We start from the raw sequence: 16,422 nt of genomic DNA, 5'->3' as shown, positions 1-16,422 counted from the left end.
CGCAAGGACGACGGCCTCTGCACGGCTCGAAAGGGCGCAACGGTTCACGCCGTTGCGCCCTTTCTGTTTTTGTTGCGGCAGATCGCGGCGGCGCGACGGCGAGCGTTTTCGGGATGGCGGCGCCACCACAATGTCGGGTTTTCCATCCACCGGATGCCGCGCCCGGCCCGGCGATGCGCGCGAGCGCCGCCGGCCTGGCCGCGCCGATCGCCACCATGTACGAAGCCGCACTCGCCGCCTGGCGCGCCGGGCAACTGGCCGCTGCCGATGAGCACTGCTGCGCCGTGCTCGCGCAGTCGCCCGAGCACGCCGAAGCGCTGCACCTGCGCACCCTGATCGCCCACCAGCAGGGCCGCGCGGCCGAGGCCGCAGCGTTGTTGCGCGAAGCGCTCGCCCCGCACCAGGATGCGCAGCGCCTCGTCGATTTCGCCACCGCCTTGCGCATGCAAGGCCGCATCGACGACACGCGCGCCGCGTTGCGCCGCGCGCTCGCGCTCGATCCCACGCTGGCCAACGCACACTTCTATCTGTCCAACACCTTCGGCCCCGATGACGCCGCGCAGGCCGACGCGCATCTGCGCGCGGCCCTCTGCCTCGATCCGGCGCTCGCGGAAGCGCACAACAATCTGGGCAACCTGCTGCGCGCGACGCGGCCCAAAGAGGCGCAAGCGGCATTCGAACGTGCGATCGAGCTACGCCCCGATTTCATGCAAGCGCATTTCAACCTCGGCACGCTGCTCGTGTCCACGCAGCCTGGCGCCGCCGAGGCCGCGCTGCGCCGCGCACTCGAACTCGACCCGAGCTTCGCGCCCGCGTGGAACCGCCTCGGGCACCTGCTTGCCGAAGCGCACCCCGACGAAGCCGAAGCCGCGCTGCGCCGCGCGATCGAGCTGAACCCCGAGCTCGCCGCGGCGCACTTCAATCTCGGCAACCTGCTCTGCGAGCGCCGCCCAGATGTTGCGGCGCAGGCCTTGCGACGCGCGGTGGCGCTGCAGCCGGACTTCGCCGTGGCCTGGGTCAATCTCGCCCACACGCTCGCGAAAACGCATCGCGAGGAAGCCGAAGCCGCGGCGCGCCAGGCCGTCGCGCTCGACCCCGGCCTCGCGGATGCGCACTACAACCTCGGCACGCTGATCGGCGTCGCGCAGCCCGACGAGGCCGCCGGCGCACTGCGCCGCGCCGTCGCGCTGCAGCCCGATCACCGGCTCGCGTGGCATCACCTCGGCCTCGTTCTGAAGGGCGAGCGGCTGCACGAGGCCGAAGCGGCGCTGCGCCGCGCGATCGAGCTGGATCGCACGGACCCGGCCGGACACGCGGTGCTCGGCAATGTGCTGCTCGACATGGGGCGGCTCGACGAATCGGTGGCCTCGTATCGGGAGGCGCTTGCGCTCGCCAGCGCCAGCAACGACAGCAGCAGCGACATCGTCATCGCGCATTACGATTTGATCTTCGCGCTCGCCTTCCAGACCGACGACCCGCAGGCGTTGCTCGACGAGTGCCGGCGTTTCGCGGCGCGCTTCGAGACGCCGCTGCTCGAAGCGGCGCGCACCCAGCCGCACGATGCGCCGCCGCCGCGCGACGACGAGCTCGCGCCGGGGCGGCGCTTGCGCATCGGCTATGTCTCGCCCGATTTTCGTTCGCATTGCCAGGCGCTTTTCACGGTGCCGCTGCTCTCGCATCACGACCACGCGGCGTTCGAGATCGTCTGCTATGCGAGCGTCGCGAAACCCGACGCCATGACGCAGCACATCAAGTCACTCGTCGATGTCTGGCGCGACGTGCACACGCTCGACGACGCAGCGCTCGCCCAGCAGATCCGCGACGACCGCATCGACATCCTCGTCGACCTCACGATGCACATGGCCTCCGGACGACGCCTGCTGTTCGCGCGGCGGCCCGCGCCGGTGCAGCTCGCGTGGCTCGCGTACCCGGGCACGACCGGTAGCACGGCGATGGACTACCGGCTCACCGACCCATGGCTCGACCCTGCCGACGAGCCCGGCCGCGACGCGCTCTATAGCGAGCGCTCGCTGCGCCTGCCGGATGCGTTCTGGTGCTACGAGGCGCAGATCGCCGGCCTCGCGGTCAACGCCCTGCCGGCAGCGGCGGGCGCGCCGCTCACCTTCGGCTGCCTGAACAATCCGGCCAAGATCACCGACCACGCGCTGCGTCTGTGGAGCGGCGTGCTGGCCGCCGTGCCGCATGCGCGCCTGCTGCTGCTCGCGCCACCGGGCTTGCCGCGCGAGACGCTCAGCGCGCGCGCGCAAGCGCAGGGCATCGACCCGGAGCGCGTGGCGTTCGTCGGCCATCAGACGCGCCACCTGTATCTGGAGACCTACCACCGCATCGACCTCGCGCTCGACTCGTTTCCGTACAACGGCCACACCACGAGCCTCGACGCGTTCTGGATGGGCGTGCCCGTCGTCACGCGCACGGGCCGCTCGGCGGCAAGCCGTGGCGGCTGGAGCATCGCGGCGAATCTCGGGGTGCCCGAGCTCGTCGCGCACACGGACGAAGCGTTCGTGCGCATCGCCGTCGAACTGGCGCGCGATCTGCCGCGGCTGGCCGCGCTGCGCGCGGGGTTGCGCGCGCGCATGGAAGCTTCGCCGCTCATGGATGCGCCAAGCTTTGCCGCGAATATCGAAAGCGCGTATCGGCAGATGTGGCACGCGCATTGCGACGAAGTTACTTCGCGCTGAATGGCGAAACCAGCATCGCCTTCAACACCTTCACCGCCTTCGCCGCCTTCGCCACAGCCATGGCCGCGCTCACGCCGGCCGCGGACGTGCTCGCGGCGGGCGGCGTCCAGCGCTGCACCACGATGCTCGAGCCGTTGTAGTTGTCCTTCGTCACGACATACTCGCCGGTCGAGCGCAGCCAGGCCCGCAGGCCATACATCGAGTCCACGTCGTTGCCCACGTAGACCGTATTCGGGCTGCTGTCGATGAGCGTGGTATCGAGCGCGCCCGTAGTGAGGTTGAAGGCATCGATATTGGGCACGGTGTGCACGTAGCCCACGAACAGCTCATTGCCGGCGGCCGTAATCGACTTGGGATTCGCGCTCGTGAGGTTGATCACCGGATTGGGCGCACTCGTATTGCCGGCGAGCCAGCCGTGATAGACCTCGACGCGCGAGCCCACCGCGGTCCAGTCGGTGCTGCCGGTAATGCCCGCGAGGATCATCGTGTCGCTTTCGGGCAGGTAGATGATGCGCGTGAGACGCGAGAGCGTGCCCGGTGTCGGCGTGGTGATCGCGGCACCCCATTGCGGTTGGCCACTCGCATCGAAACCGGTCAGTGGATAGTGGGAAATGACGTTGGTCTTGTCGAGCCCCACCCAGAGATCGCCCTTGCTATCGAGGCAAAAGCCATTGCGGACCGGCGCCGTCGTGTTGAACGCCGGCCCCGGCAGTGTGTAGTCGGGAATGGCGATATAGCCGCTCGCCGCGTTGAAATGGAAGAAGTAGAACGTATCGGGGTTCTGGCCGGCGGCCACGAGAATGCGCTGTCCGCCCACGTTCGCGAACTGCGCGAAATGCTCGCCGCGCGCCGGATCGGCGAGATTGATGCGCGGGTCGTTCGGATACGTGATCGGGTCGATGGTGTTGGCCACGAAGGTGCCCCCGCCCGTGCCCGAATAGATGTTCATGCCGCTGTAGAACAGCGCACCGTCGGTGGCCGGGTCCGGCACCGCGTTGCCTTCGAAGTTAACCGACTGGAGCATCCAGCGCAGATTGCCGCTGCCATCGTAAGCGTGCAGGTCGGTGCCGCCGTTGCGGCCGAGATCCCATGAGCCGCCCCACGGATTGTTCAGCACGTACAGGTTCCCCGCGGCGTCCTTGCCGATACCGGCTACGCGCGTAAAGCGTTTGGCGCCGACTTGCCCCTTGATGCCGGCGGTCGTGTCGAGATAGCCGCCCTGAATGCCGAACGTGCCGGCAAGAGCAGGCGTGCCAGTCACGTTGTAGATCTTGATGTTCATGTCGGGACCGGAGTCGCCGATCATCAACTGTGAGTTCTGCGAATCGAAATACAGCGACGACGGCCGCGCGGTGGACGCCAGCTGAATGGTGTTCAGAAGCTGACCACCCGCGCTGAATTCGAGCACTGCGCCCGCGCCCTTTTGCGCGACCCAGAGGTTGCCCCCCGCGTCCACGGCGAGCGCGCCCGGACCCGCCACGCCGATGTCGCTCTGCCAGACGCCAGCCGTGGTGTACACGCGCACGCGGTTGCCGGGGAAGTCGCTTGCATAGAGCAGCGAGCCGGAGGTCGCGAGACCGGTGATGACATCGGCGAGTTTTTCGGTGGTGTCGGCGCTCACGCCGATCAGCAGATCGCGTGTGCCGCTCGCGCGGTTGTAGCGGCCGACGTTGCCGCTGCCGTAGCTGGTGTTGTACTGCATCGCGACGAACAACGAAGTGGCGTTGCCCGTGATCGCGCCGCCCTGGAAATCGCCGTGGCCGCCAATCGAGCCCTGGCTCTGGCCGTTCTGGTAGAGGGCAACGCCGCCCTCGTTCTCGTCCCACATCGACGAGGTGTAGATCATGCCTTCGGGTGCTACCCACATCGAGCGGGCGACGTTGCCCACGCGGGTCGCATTCGTGCCGTAAGTGTTGGCCACCCAGTCGGTGGTGTATTGAGCTTCGCAAACGGGTGCGACCGTTGCGGCCAGGATGAGCGCAAGCCATGCGGCGCCCAGTCGATGCAGGACCATGAGTGAGTTCTTCATAGGACGCCGTGCTACGCAGGCGTTCAAGGTGAGGTGTTGCCGACCCCGGCAAACTTGCAATCCGCTTTCCCGACGATTCGAATCCCTGCATGACGCCAGGCGCGGCGTCACGCGTCGAATGGGTGTGGAATCTCGTTCAGGTTAACGGCGAAGTGCTGCGGGAATTGAGCGCGCCGTTCGCGCTGGCGTAGCGCCGTTGTCATGCCGCTTCGCGCCGATGCGTGCCGACGCGGCAAGCTCAGCCCACGGCGTTCTTCAAAAGCGCGCCGATTCGCAAAAGCACGCGCCGCTTCGGTGGCGATTCGCCCCGAAGATAAAAAAGCGCGACGGCCTTCGCCGTCGCGCTTCGTATCGTACATGGCCAGGTGGTCAGGTTAGCGAACGTCTGCGTTCAATCGGCCCTCAGCAGCATTTCCCCGCGCCCGATCCATAGCGCGCGTTTTGCCGCTCGCGGAAAAACGCCTCGTAGGTCATCGGCGGCTGGTCGGGATGCGTCGCGCGCATGTGCGCGACGTAGCCCTCATAGTCCGGCAGCCCCACCATCAGACGCATGGCCTGGCCCAGATAGCGGCCCGCCGTCTGCACGTTGTCGCGAAGTTCCGAGAACATGATGTGCTCCGTCTAGTCCGTGGCGCTGGCTCAATGCACGCGATTCGCCGCGACTGCCGCGCCGCCCGCCGGCATCGCTTCATACGGCGTTTCCTGCACGGTCGGACGGTCGATCCGGCGTGCGCGCGCAATCGCAATCAGGCCATACACCACGATGCTCACCACCACGAAGATGAAGAGCCCCGAGAGCGCCGCGTCCACATAGTCGTTGAAGACCATGCGCTGCATCTGCTCGAGCGACTTCGCGGGCGCGACGATCTTGCCGTCCGCGATGGCCGCCGAAAGCTTCTGTGCGTGCGCGACGAAGCTCACCTTCGGATTGCTGTCGAAAATCTTCTGCCAGCCCGCCGTGAGCGTGCAGATGAGCAGCCACAGCGTGGGCACGGCGGTGACCCATGCGAACTTCTCGCGCTTCATCTTGAAGAGCACCACGGTCGCGAGCATCAGCGCGATGCCGGCGAGCATCTGGTTCGAGATGCCGAAGAGCGGCCACAGCGTGTTGATGCCACCGAGCGGATCGACCACGCCCTGATAGAGGAAGTAGCCCCAGGCGGCCACGCACAAGCCGGTCGCGATCAGGTTCGCGGGCAACGACTCCGTGCGCTTGAGCGCCGGGTGGAACGTGCCGAGCAGGTCTTGCAGCATGAAGCGGCCCGCGCGCGTGCCCGCGTCCACGGCGGTCAGGATGAAGAGCGCTTCGAAGAGGATTGCGAAGTGATACCAGAACGCCATCATCGCTTCGCCGCCGATCACCTGATGCAGGATCTGCGCCATGCCCACGGCCAGCGTGGGGGCGCCACCCGCGCGCGCGACGATGGTGGTCTCGCCCACGGCTTGCGCGGTGTGCGTGAGCATCTCCGGCGTGAGCATGAAGCCCCACTGGCCCACCGTATGCGCGACGGCGTCGGGCGTCGTGCCGAGCACGGCGAGCGGCGCGTTCATCGCGAAGTACACGCCCGGCTCGATCACCGAGGCGGCCACGAGCGCCATGATCGCGACGAACGACTCCATCAGCATCGCGCCATAGCCGATGAAACGCGCGTTGGCTTCGTTATCGAGGAGCTTGGGCGTCGTGCCCGACGAGATCAGCGCATGGAAGCCCGAGACCGAGCCGCACGCGATCGTGATGAAGAGGAACGGGAACAGGTTGCCCGACCAGACCGGGCCCGTGCCGTCGATGAACTTCGTGAAGGCCGGCATCTTCAGCTCCGGCGCGACGATCAGGATGCCGATCGCGAGCGCGAGGATCGTGCCGATCTTCAGGAACGTCGAGAGGTAGTCGCGCGGCGCGAGCAGCAGCCATACCGGCAGCACGGAAGCCACGAAGCCGTAGCCGATCAGGATCCACGTGAGCTGCGTGCCCGTGAACGTGAACATGGCGGCGAGCGTGGGCGAATCGTGCACATGCTGGCCGAACGCGATGGACGCCATCAGCAGCACGAAGCCGATGATCGAGATCTCGCCGATCTTGCCCGGGCGAATGTAGCGCACGTAGAGGCCCATGAAGATCGCGATGGGAATCGTCGCGGCCACGGTGAACGTGCCCCACGGCGAGTTCGTGAGCGCCTTCACCACGATCAGCGCGAGCACCGCGAGAATGATGATCATGATGAGGAAGGTGCCGAACAGCGCGATCACGCCGGGGATCGGTCCGAGCTCCATCTTCACGAGGTCGCCGAGCGAGCGGCCATCGCGGCGCGTGGAGAGGAACAGCACCACGAAGTCCTGCACCGCGCCCGCGAACACCACGCCCGCGAGTATCCACAGCATGCCGGGCATGTAGCCCATCTGCGCGGCCAGCACCGGGCCCACCAGCGGGCCCGCGCCTGCGATCGCCGCGAAATGATGGCCGAACAGCACGTACTTGTTGGTGGGCACGTAGTCGAGCCCGTCGTTGTGGCGCACGGCGGGCGTCATGCGCAAGCCGTCCAGCTGCAGCACCGTGCTCGCAATGAAGCGGCTATAGAAGCGATACGCGATCAGGTAGACGCACACGGCGCAGATCACGATCCATAGTGCGCTGATTCGCTCGCCGTGCGCGAGCGCGATGGTGCCGAACGCGAACGCGCCAAGCAGCGCGACTAGCGTCCAGACGATAAGGCTGGATGTCCGACTCATGCCGTCTCCTGTTCCTGTTTTATGGTTTTAGGTCGATGGGTGATCAATGCCCACTGCATGGCCGTGTAGTATTCGCCTTCGCACCGCCTGCCACAAGCGCACAACTACGTAAGCGACCTACGTACAACTACGTAGGTCGTTGCGTCCTCAAGGGCAGGTGTAGCCGCGTCGCAAGGCCTCGCGCAGCGGCACCATCTGCCGTGGCGAGTCGGCCAGCACCGCGTCCACGCCCGCGCAGGCCGCCGCCTTGTAGTCGGCTTCGGTGTTCACGGCGATCGCCACGATGTGCACGCCCGGATTGGTGCGGAAGCACTGGACTGCCGGCGTTGTCCAGAGTTGTGCATCGGCGACGGTCGAACGCGCTTCGCCCAGCGTGAACTGCTCGACGAGATCGACCTGGCGACGCCATTCGAAGCCGGTCCACGCATTCGCGGGCGGCGGCGCCTCGCAGCGATGCGCGAGCGCGACCTCGGCCAGACGCCCGCGCGTTGCATCGCGCGACTCGAACTGGCGCGCCCGAGGCCAGGCGGCAAAGGCCTGCTGGTAGCTCGCATCGGTCGAATAGAGCAGCACGCGCTCCCACGCGCCGGCTTCGTCCAGCACGCGCGCCACGGCGGCCGCCTGCGGCTGCGCGGGCAAGGCCTTCATGTCGAGGATCACGGGCACGTCAGCCGGAATCGCGGCGAGCGCCTCGGCGAGCGTGGGAATGCCGACCGGCGCGCTGCGGTAGGGATAGACGTCGTGGCCGGTGGCGTCCTGCATCTTGAACTGCCAGCCCGCGTTGACGCGCGCGAGCTCCGCGGCGGTCTTCGAGGCCACCGTGCCGCGCGCGTCGGTGAGCGCGGAGAGATCGGCGGGGCGGTAGAGGACCGGCACGGCGTCGCTGCTCAATTGCACGGTGAGCCAGATGGCGTCGGCGCGATGGGCGAGCGCCGCGCGGATGGCCACCAGCGTGTTTTCGGGCGCGTCGCCCGTGCCGCCGCGATGGGCGATCACTTGCGGCACGGCCAGGTCCGTTTGCGTGATCGTGCGGGCCTCGGATTCGCCACCACAGGCGTTGAGCAACAGCGCGGCGCCGGCGGCAGCGAGCAGGGCGTGGATCGTTGTTGTTTGTCGTGTCATGGTGCTTTGGAGTCGGGGCCGCTCGGTGGAAGAAGAACCCAGCCGGCATCGAACGATGCCTGCGACGGAGGCACGAGCGGCGCTGCTTCCGTTCGGCGCGGCGAGAGAGGTCACGCAGCGCCCCGCTCGCCGCCGCCCGCCATCATCGCCCGCCCGGCAATCTTGAAAAATGTGGGTGCGCGACGCACGTCGCGAGGCCCGCGCGCCGCCGCCGGGTATGCTTGCAGACTCAGCATTCGAACGCCGCCATGCCCGCCCCATTTTTCTTCAACGACCGCCTGAAGACGAAGATCTTCCTGCTCGCGGTGGTGCCGTTTCTCGCCGCCATTGCCAGCATCGGGATCGGCGTGCGGCAGCAGGCGACCGCGCTCGCGCGCACGCAACATGCCACGATGCAGGCGGCATATCTGTCGAGCAAGGAAGTCGAGCTGCGCCACTACGTCGAGCTCGCGACGAGCGCGATCGCGCCGTTGTATGCGCCCGATGCTGGCGATAAAGCCGCCCCAGGCGCCAATGCCGTCAATGCCGTCAATTCCGCAGATGCCGCCTCCGCAGCCAGCGCCGCCGCGCTACCCGTGCCCGCGCTACCCGTGCCCGCGCTACCCGTGCCCGCGCTACCCATGCCCGCGCTGCCCGTGCCCGCCGGGCTCGCCGCCCGCCAGCGCGCCGCGCTCGCCGTGCTGCAGAAGCTGGACTTTGGGCCGGACGGCTACTTCTTCGTCTACGACATGCACGGCCGCTCGCTCATGCATCCGCGCGAGCCCGGCCTCGTCGGCCAGGATCTCTGGAACCTGCGCGACCCGCAAGGCGCGCTCACGATTCAGCAGCTCGTGAGCGCCGCCTCGCATGGCGGCGGCTTCGTGCGCTACATGTGGCACCGGCCGTCGACAGGCAAGCTCGCGCCGAAGCTCGGCTACGTGGTCGCGCTGCCGCGCTGGGGCTGGATGATCGGCACCGGCATCTATCTCGACGACGTCGACTCCGCGCTCGCGCATATCGACGAGCGCGCCTCGGCCAATATCGAGCGCACGCTGCAGTGGCTCGGCATCATCGCCCTCGCGGGCGTGGGCGTGTTCGCGCTCGGCGCGCTCGTGCTCAACGTGAGCGAGTACCGCAGCACCGACGCGAAGCTCAAGCGCCTCGCGCAGCAAGTGGTGCAATCGCAGGAGCAGGAGCGCGCGCGCCTGTCGCGCGAGCTGCACGACGGCATCAGCCAGATGCTCGTTTCCGCGAAGCTGCTGCTGGAGTCGGCGCTCGCGCGCTTCGAGCGCGGCGAGGCGCGCGTCCCCGCGGCGGAAGCCTCGTTGTCCACCGGTCTCGCGCGGCTCTCGGACACGCTGCGCGAAGTGCGCCGCATCTCGCACGCGTTGCGCCCCGCGATGCTCGACGACCTCGGCCTTGCCGCCGCACTCGAACAACTGACGCGCGAGCTGGCCGAGGAGTCGGAGATGGAGATCGGCTTCACGCAGTCGGGCGCCCGCTCCGGCGGCGGCCCGCGCACGAACATGGGCGCGGCGCCCCTGCCCGACGCCGTGAACACGGTGCTGTTCCGCATCGCCCAGGAAGCGCTCACCAACATCGTGAAGCATGCCGGCGCGCGCCGCGCGGCGCTCACGCTCGAGATCGCGCAGAACAGCGTGACGCTCACCATCGCCGACAATGGCCGCGGCTTCGACGTGGCGCATGCGCTGGCCGATCCGCGCGCGGGCATGGGCCTGCGCAACATGCGCGAGCGGCTGGAGCCGCTTAGCGGGCGGCTCTCGCTCAGCTCGAAGCCGGGCCACACCGTGGTCGCCGCCTGGGTGCCGATGCGGCCCGCCGGCATGGCAAACGCTACGGCACACACGACGGCGCAGGCCGCCGGCGCGGCATCGCGCGAGACGCCCTGAACGACGCTACAAGAGAAGAAAAGACACCATGAACGAACCAGGCAAACCGGCGCGCCTCGTGCTCGTCGACGATCATCCGCTTGTGCGCGACGGCCTGCGCGCGCGCCTCGAAGCCGTGCCGGGTCTCGAAGTCGCGGGCGAGGCGGGCAACGCCGACGAAGCCATCGAGCTCGCCGCCGCGCTCGAGCCCGATCTCGCGCTGATGGACGTGGGCATGGCCGGCATGAACGGCATTGCGCTCGCGGGCATCTTTCACGAGCGCTTTCCGGCCATCCGCGTGCTGATGCTCTCGATGCACGAGAACGTCGAGTACGTGACGCAAGCCGTGCGCGCGGGCGCGAGCGGCTACGTGCTGAAGGACTCGCCGGCCACCGAGATCGTGCGCGCGATCGAGGCGGTGCTGGCGGGGCAGACCTACTTCAGCGCGGGACTGGGCGCGCGCATGCTCCAGGCATCGCTCAAGGAGACGCCCATCGAGCGCCTCACGCCGCGCGAGCTGGACATTCTCGATGCCCTCGCCGAAGGCCTGTCGAGCAAGCAGATCGCGCAGCGCGCCGGGCTTTCGGTGCGCACGGTCGAGACGCACCGGCTCAATCTCAAGCGCAAGCTCGACATCGAAGGTCAGGCGGAGTTGATCAAGTTCGCGGTGGAGAACCGCAGGAAGCGCGCGGGTGCCTGAAGGCGCCTGAAGGCGCCTGAACGCCACGGCCCGTACTCGCAGCAAATGCAAACGGCGCGCCTCTTGCGGAGGACGCGCCGTCTGTCACGAGCAAAGCGCGAAGCGGCGTGGCAGCCGCCGCGCGAGCGCGACGCCTTAGCTGCGCGCGTTATGCTCGATGAGGTACTTGATGAGCCCGTCGATGCCGCCCTTGGCGATCTGGTCGGCGAACTGGGTCTGATAGACCTGGATGAGCCACGCGCCCATCATGTTGATGTCGTAGATCTTCCAGCCGTTGGCGGTGCGCGCGAGGCGATAATCGATGGCGTCGTCGCCGCCGTTGCTGATCACGTGCGATTGCACGACGGTGTCCTTCGCGCCCCCGCCCGTGTTGGACGGCGAGAACTTGAAGGTGACCTGGGCGTCGCGCAGTTGCGAAAGCGACGACGCGTAGGTCTTCACGAGCAGGAGCTGAAATTGCTCATACAACTTCTGCTGCTGCTCCGGCGTGGCCGTGGTCCATGCCTTGCCGATCGCGATGCGCGTGGTGCGCTGGAAGTCGGTGGCCGGCACGAAATGGGTCTCGACCACGCTCGTGATCTTGTTCATGTCGCCGCCGCGCGCCTGCGGGTCGGCCTGCATCGCTTTCACGGTGCCTTCCACCGCGCTTTTGACGATGGCGTCCGGCGAGGACTGCGCGAGGGCGGCGCCAGAAACGCCCGACAGGAAAGCGGCGGCGAGGAATGCGGTCAGATAACGTTTCATACGCGTCTTCGAACAGTGAGTAACGGGCGCCGGCACGGCAGCACGCAAAAAGCTTCGATCGGCGGCCTCACCCGAGGCCCGATCCCGCCCCGACCGGGCCAGTATAACGGCTTTGGCGCATGGGCTCGTGTGCGCGAGGCGCGCCGCGATGAGCGGGGCCGGTATACTTGAGCGCTTCCCGTCAAGAACAGTCAATAGACAAGGCCTCCTCGCCTTTATGCTGAAGCCATTCATCATTCACCTCGTCGCCTGGTCGGTACGCCGCGCGGCGTGGGTCATCGCAATCGCACTCGTCCTCGCCGTGGTGAGCGGCGTGTACGTCGCGAAGCATTTCAAGATCAACACGGACGTGAGCGGCCTCGTCGAAAACAAGGGCGAATGGGCCGTGCTCGGCGACGCCAAGGACAAGGCGTTTCCGAACGGCAGTTCGTCGCTGCTCGTGGTGGTCGAGGCGCAGGCGCCCGAGCTCGCCGATGCCGCCGCCGACAAGCTCGCTGAAGCCCTCAAGCAGGATTCGCGCGAATTCAGCGCCGTTTCGCAGCCCGCGGGCGGCCCGTTCTTCGAGCACAACGGGCTGCTGTTCCCGTCCACCCAGACGGTCCTCTCTACCACCGGCCAGCTCGTGCAGGCGCGCCCGCTCGTGAACCAGCTCGCGAAGGATCCGAGCCTGGCAGGCCTCGCCAGCACGCTCACGACCACGCTGCAGCTGCCGCTCACGATCGGCCAGGTGAAGCTGCCGCAAATGGCCTCGCTGCTCGGCAGCGCCGCCGACGTGGTCGACCAGGTGCTCGCCGGCAAGCCGGCCGCGTTCTCGTGGCGCGCGCTCGTCGACCAGGATGCCGCCGCGAAGCCCGCCTTCGCGTTCGTCACTGTTCAGCCGGTGCTGAACTTCGAGGCGCTCAAAGCCGGCGCGAGCGCCTCGCAGGCGATCCGCGACACTGCCGCTTCGCTGCATCTGGACAGCGAATTCGGCGCGCGCGTGCGCCTGACCGGCGAGCAGCCGCTCGCCGACGAAGAGTTCGCCTCGGTGCAGGACGGCGCCGCCCTGAACGGCGCCATCACGGCCGTCGTCGTGCTCGTGATCCTCTGGCTCGCGCTGCGCTCGGGCCGCCTGATCGCCGCCGTGCTCATCACGCTCGTGATCGGCCTCGTCATCACCGCTGCGCTCGGCCTCAAGATGATCGGCTCGCTGAACATGCTGTCGGTCGCGTTCATGGTGCTGTTCGTCGGCCTCGGCGTGGACTTCGGGGTGCAGTTCGGCGTGAAGTACCGCGAGGAACGCTTCGAGGACGACCGCCTCGACGCCGCGCTCCTGAAGACCGCGCGCACCATCGGCGTGCCGCTCACGCTGGCCGCCATCGCCGTCGCCGAAAGTTTCTTTTCGTTCCTGCCCACCGCCTACAAAGGCCTCTCCGAGCTCGGCCAGATCGCGGGCGTTGGGATGTTCGTCGCGTACTTCGCGGACATGACGGTGCTGCCCGCGCTCATCCGCCTGCTCAAGCCCAAGGGCGAGCGCGCCTCGCCCGGCTTCGCGTTCCTCGCGCCCGTGGACAGGTGGCTCGCGGAGCATCGCAAACCGGTGCTGATCGGCACGCTCATCGTGGTGCTGGGCGCGACGCCGCTGCTGCTGCATCTGCGCTTCGACTTCAATCCGCTGCATCTTAAGGATCCGCATACCGAGTCGATGGCGACGCTCATCGCGCTCAAGAACTCGCCGGTCATCTCGATCAACGATGTGAGCGTGCTCGCGCCCAACCTGGCCGAAGCCGACAAAATTGCCGCGAAGCTCGCCAAGCTGCCCGAAGTGGCCCGCGCCACCACGCTCAGCGCGCTGATCCCGGACGACCAGCAGCAAAAGCTCATGCTGATCGCGAGCGCCGCGCAGCAATTGCTGCCCGCGCTCACGCAGCAGCCGTCCACGCCCGTCACCGACGCCGTGCGCGTGGACATCCTCAAGCGCGCGGCCAACCAGCTCGCGCTCGCGGCAGGCGATCACCCGGGGCCGGGCGCCGCCGAGGCGAAACACCTCTCCGACGGCCTCATGAAGCTCGCCAACGCGAACGCCGCCACGCGCGATCGCGCCGAAGCGGCCTTCAGCCTGCCGCTCAAGCTCGCTTTCGCGCAGCTCGCGCGGCTGCTGCAGCCTTCGCCCATCACGCGCGAGAACCTGCCGCGCGCCATGGTGGACGACTGGGTCTCGCCCATCACGGGCCAGGCGATCGTGGATATCGCGCCGCGCGTGCCGGCGGGCGTCGATCCCAACGACGACACCATGCTCGCGCGCTTCGCGCACGCGGTGAAAAAGGCCGAGCCGAACGCCATCGGCGGCCCGATCTCGGTCCTGCATTCGGCCAACGTGATCATCCTCGCGTTCTTCCAGGCGGCGGGCTGGTCGGTACTGCTCATCACGGCGCTCCTGTGGATCACGCTGCGCCACTTCGGCGACGTGCTGCGCACGCTGATTCCGCTGCTGGTATCGGCGCTCGTGACGCTCGAGTTGTGTGTTGTGTTCGGTATCCAACTCAATTTCGCCAACATCATCGCGCTTCCCCTGATGCTAGGCGTGGGCGTGGCGTTCAAAATCTACTTTGTGATGGCCTGGCGCGCGGGGCAGACCGGCCTCTTGCATTCGAGCCTCACACATGCGGTGCTGTTCTCGGCCGCAACCACGGCCACGGCGTTCGGCAGCCTGTGGCTTTCGCATCATCCGGGCACCTCGAGCATGGGCAAGCTGCTCGCGCTGTCCTTGTTCTGTACGCTGATTGGCGCCGTGGTGTTCCAGCCGGTGCTGATGGGCAAGCCGCGCGCAAAACGCGCACGATCGCAAATCCAGGGGATCGATCAATGATTAAGAAACAAGCCGCGCTCACCATGGCGGCGGCGAGCCTGGCGCTCCTCGTGACGTCGGGCTGCGCCACGGGTCCCGAGCGCAAGCCGGGCGACCCGTTCGAGCCCGCGAATCGCGCAATCTTCACGTTCAACGACAAGCTCGATACCTACGTCGCGCAGCCGATCGCGAAGGGCTATCAGAAGGTGACGCCCCAGCCGCTGCGCCAGGCGATCTCGAACTTCTTCTCGAACCTGGGCGACGTCAGCAACTTCGCCAACAACCTGCTGCAGCTGAAGATCACCGACGCCACCGAAGACCTCATGCGTCTCGCGATGAACTCGACCTTCGGTCTGGGCGGCCTGATCGACTTCGCCACGCTCGCCGGGCTGCCGAAGCACCATCAGGACTTCGGCCTGACGATGGGCCACTACGGCGTGCCGGCCGGCCCCTACCTGGTGCTGCCGCTGTTCGGGCCGAGCGACGTTCGCGATGGCATCGGCATGGGCGTGGACGTGAAATTCAACGTCCTCAACTACATCGAGCCCGCGGTGCGCAACCCGATGTATTTCGCGCAGTTCGTGAGCGTGCGCTCCGACCTGCTCGGCGCCACCGACCTGCTCAAGCAGGCGGCGCTCGACCCGTATTCGTTCGTGCGTGACGCGTACCGCCAGCAACGCGAATCGCTGATTCGCGGCTCGCAGAACAACAATGCGCCGCCGCCGAATTACGAAGAGCCGGGTGCCGAGGGTGGCGAGGGCACGTCGGGCGGGGCCGCAGGGGCCACAGGTGCCGCAGGGGCGGCTGGGAAGTCGGGCAACGGGCTGCCGAATTACGAGGATCCGGGTGAGTCGGGTGGTTCGGGTGCCCAAGGCGCTCCGGGCGCTCCAGGTGGATCGGGCGGTTCGAACAACGGGCTGCCGAACTACGAGGATCCAGGTGAAACGTCGGGTGCGGCTGGTGCGGCTGGGGCAACGGCGGCGAGCGGCGCGGCGGCAGCGGCGCCCGCGCAACCGGCTTCCGCTGCGGCTGCCGCGCAATCGGCTTCCGCGCCCGTGGCGGCTTCGGCCACTGCGCCCGCACAGGCCGCTTCGGCGCCAGGCGCAGCGGCGGCGCCCGCGCAGCCTGCGTCGGCGCCCTGATACGCGCGTCACGTTAGCGCCGCCCGTGAGCGGGCGGCGCGCCCTCCCCATTCTCCGGAATCCGCGTCCAGGCGGCAAAGCGCCTCGCAGCGCCCGGAGGAACGACGCTCGCCCTGATTCGATGTGAACCCGTTACCTGCGCAAAGGCACGGGACAGCGGCGGCGCGCGGCTAATCAGACTCTGCCCCACCCACCACTCCAACCAACCGCGCTGCCATTGCAGGCGGCCCCGCGCTCTATTAAAGGGCGCTCTCGACTTCCGGCACGACGGTGAACAGATCGCCCACGATGCCGTAATCGGCCACGCTGAAGATCGGGGCTTCTTCGTCCTTGTTGATCGCCACGATCACCTTCGAGTCCTTCATGCCCGCGAGATGCTGGATCGCGCCCGAGATGCCGACCGCGATATACAACTGCGGCGCAACGATCTTGCCGGTCTGGCCAACCTGGTAATCGTTGGGCACGTAGCCCGCGTCCACGGCCGCCCGCGACGCGCCCAGTGCGGCGTTGAGCTTGTCGGCGAGCGGCTCCAGAACCTTCGTGTAATTTTCGCCGCTGCCGAGG

General features: G+C 67.6%; 11 protein-coding genes. 5 read left to right on the top strand and 6 right to left on the bottom strand.

What is annotated here, in order from left to right; all coding sequences use genetic code 11:
- The first annotated feature begins 173 nt into the window (after positions 1–173).
- On the top strand, positions 174–2,699 hold the full coding sequence (locus tag EYW47_RS22185) for a tetratricopeptide repeat protein (RefSeq protein WP_240763848.1): 2,526 nt from the start codon (positions 174–176) through the stop codon (positions 2,697–2,699).
- On the opposite strand, the gene EYW47_RS22180 is transcribed toward EYW47_RS22185, so the two are convergent.
- The 4 genes from EYW47_RS22180 to EYW47_RS22165 form a co-directional block, all read right to left on the bottom strand.
- Positions 2,686–4,713: an SMP-30/gluconolactonase/LRE family protein gene (locus tag EYW47_RS22180; protein ID WP_133197019.1), complete on the bottom strand. Its 2,028-nt coding sequence runs from the start codon at positions 4,711–4,713 to the stop codon at positions 2,686–2,688. The two genes, EYW47_RS22185 and EYW47_RS22180, sit on opposite strands and share 14 nt — an antisense overlap.
- Before the next feature lie 417 nt (positions 4,714–5,130).
- On the bottom strand, positions 5,131–5,337 hold the full coding sequence (locus tag EYW47_RS22175; RefSeq protein WP_133196971.1) for a YbdD/YjiX family protein: 207 nt from the start codon (positions 5,335–5,337) through the stop codon (positions 5,131–5,133).
- A 30-nt stretch (positions 5,338–5,367) separates the two neighbouring features.
- Complete coding sequence (locus EYW47_RS22170) at positions 5,368–7,455, bottom strand: carbon starvation CstA family protein (RefSeq protein ID WP_133196970.1); 2,088 nt, start codon at positions 7,453–7,455, stop codon at positions 5,368–5,370.
- Positions 7,456–7,602: 147 nt separating this feature from the next.
- Positions 7,603–8,577: a glycerophosphodiester phosphodiesterase family protein gene (locus tag EYW47_RS22165; protein ID WP_133196969.1), complete on the bottom strand. Its 975-nt coding sequence runs from the start codon at positions 8,575–8,577 to the stop codon at positions 7,603–7,605.
- 248 nt (positions 8,578–8,825) lie between these two features.
- On the opposite strand from EYW47_RS22165, the gene EYW47_RS22155 reads away from it, so the two are divergent.
- Together EYW47_RS22155 and EYW47_RS22150 are read left to right on the top strand one after the other, a co-directional pair.
- Entirely contained in the window at positions 8,826–10,466 is a 1,641-nt protein-coding gene (locus EYW47_RS22155; RefSeq protein ID WP_240763847.1) for a cache domain-containing protein, read from the top strand.
- Positions 10,467–10,494: 28 nt separating this feature from the next.
- Positions 10,495–11,145 carry a response regulator gene (locus EYW47_RS22150; RefSeq protein WP_133196968.1) on the top strand — a complete coding sequence of 217 codons (651 nt, stop codon included), beginning with the start codon at positions 10,495–10,497 and terminating at the stop codon, positions 11,143–11,145.
- A gap of 135 nt (positions 11,146–11,280) precedes the next feature.
- On the opposite strand, the gene EYW47_RS22145 is transcribed toward EYW47_RS22150, so the two are convergent.
- Positions 11,281–11,889, bottom strand: coding sequence for an MlaC/ttg2D family ABC transporter substrate-binding protein (locus EYW47_RS22145; RefSeq protein WP_133196967.1), 609 nt, complete (start codon positions 11,887–11,889; stop codon positions 11,281–11,283).
- Between the two features lie 217 nt (positions 11,890–12,106).
- Between EYW47_RS22145 and hpnN the strand changes: the two genes are divergently transcribed.
- A complete protein-coding gene (hpnN, locus tag EYW47_RS22140; protein WP_133196966.1) occupies positions 12,107–14,737 on the top strand; it encodes a hopanoid transporter HpnN in 2,631 nt (876 codons plus the stop codon).
- Positions 14,734–15,858: an MlaA family lipoprotein gene (locus EYW47_RS22135; RefSeq protein ID WP_240763846.1), complete on the top strand. Its 1,125-nt coding sequence runs from the start codon at positions 14,734–14,736 to the stop codon at positions 15,856–15,858. Before hpnN ends, EYW47_RS22135 begins: the two co-directional genes overlap by 4 nt.
- Before the next feature lie 239 nt (positions 15,859–16,097).
- On the opposite strand, the gene EYW47_RS41990 is transcribed toward EYW47_RS22135, so the two are convergent.
- A partial coding sequence (locus tag EYW47_RS41990; protein ID WP_240763845.1) for an electron transfer flavoprotein subunit alpha/FixB family protein occupies positions 16,098–16,422 on the bottom strand: 325 nt, incomplete at its 5' end.

It is taken from the genome of Paraburkholderia silviterrae (genome assembly GCF_004353915.1).
GTDB classification, from domain to species: domain Bacteria; phylum Pseudomonadota; class Gammaproteobacteria; order Burkholderiales; family Burkholderiaceae; genus Paraburkholderia; species Paraburkholderia silviterrae.
This window is presented reverse-complemented; position numbering and strand designations above follow the sequence as displayed.

Coding starts and splice junctions, on each gene's coding strand:
- EYW47_RS22185 (WP_240763848.1), top strand. CDS start 174: ATGCGCGCGAGCGCCGCCGGCCTGGCCGCGCCGATCGCCACCATGTAC.
- EYW47_RS22180 (WP_133197019.1), bottom strand. CDS start 4,713: ATGGTCCTGCATCGACTGGGCGCCGCATGGCTTGCGCTCATCCTGGCC.
- EYW47_RS22175 (WP_133196971.1), bottom strand. CDS start 5,337: ATGTTCTCGGAACTTCGCGACAACGTGCAGACGGCGGGCCGCTATCTG.
- EYW47_RS22170 (WP_133196970.1), bottom strand. CDS start 7,455: ATGAGTCGGACATCCAGCCTTATCGTCTGGACGCTAGTCGCGCTGCTT.
- EYW47_RS22165 (WP_133196969.1), bottom strand. CDS start 8,577: ATGACACGACAAACAACAACGATCCACGCCCTGCTCGCTGCCGCCGGC.
- EYW47_RS22155 (WP_240763847.1), top strand. CDS start 8,826: ATGCCCGCCCCATTTTTCTTCAACGACCGCCTGAAGACGAAGATCTTC.
- EYW47_RS22150 (WP_133196968.1), top strand. CDS start 10,495: ATGAACGAACCAGGCAAACCGGCGCGCCTCGTGCTCGTCGACGATCAT.
- EYW47_RS22145 (WP_133196967.1), bottom strand. CDS start 11,889: ATGAAACGTTATCTGACCGCATTCCTCGCCGCCGCTTTCCTGTCGGGC.
- hpnN (WP_133196966.1), top strand. CDS start 12,107: ATGCTGAAGCCATTCATCATTCACCTCGTCGCCTGGTCGGTACGCCGC.
- EYW47_RS22135 (WP_240763846.1), top strand. CDS start 14,734: ATGATTAAGAAACAAGCCGCGCTCACCATGGCGGCGGCGAGCCTGGCG.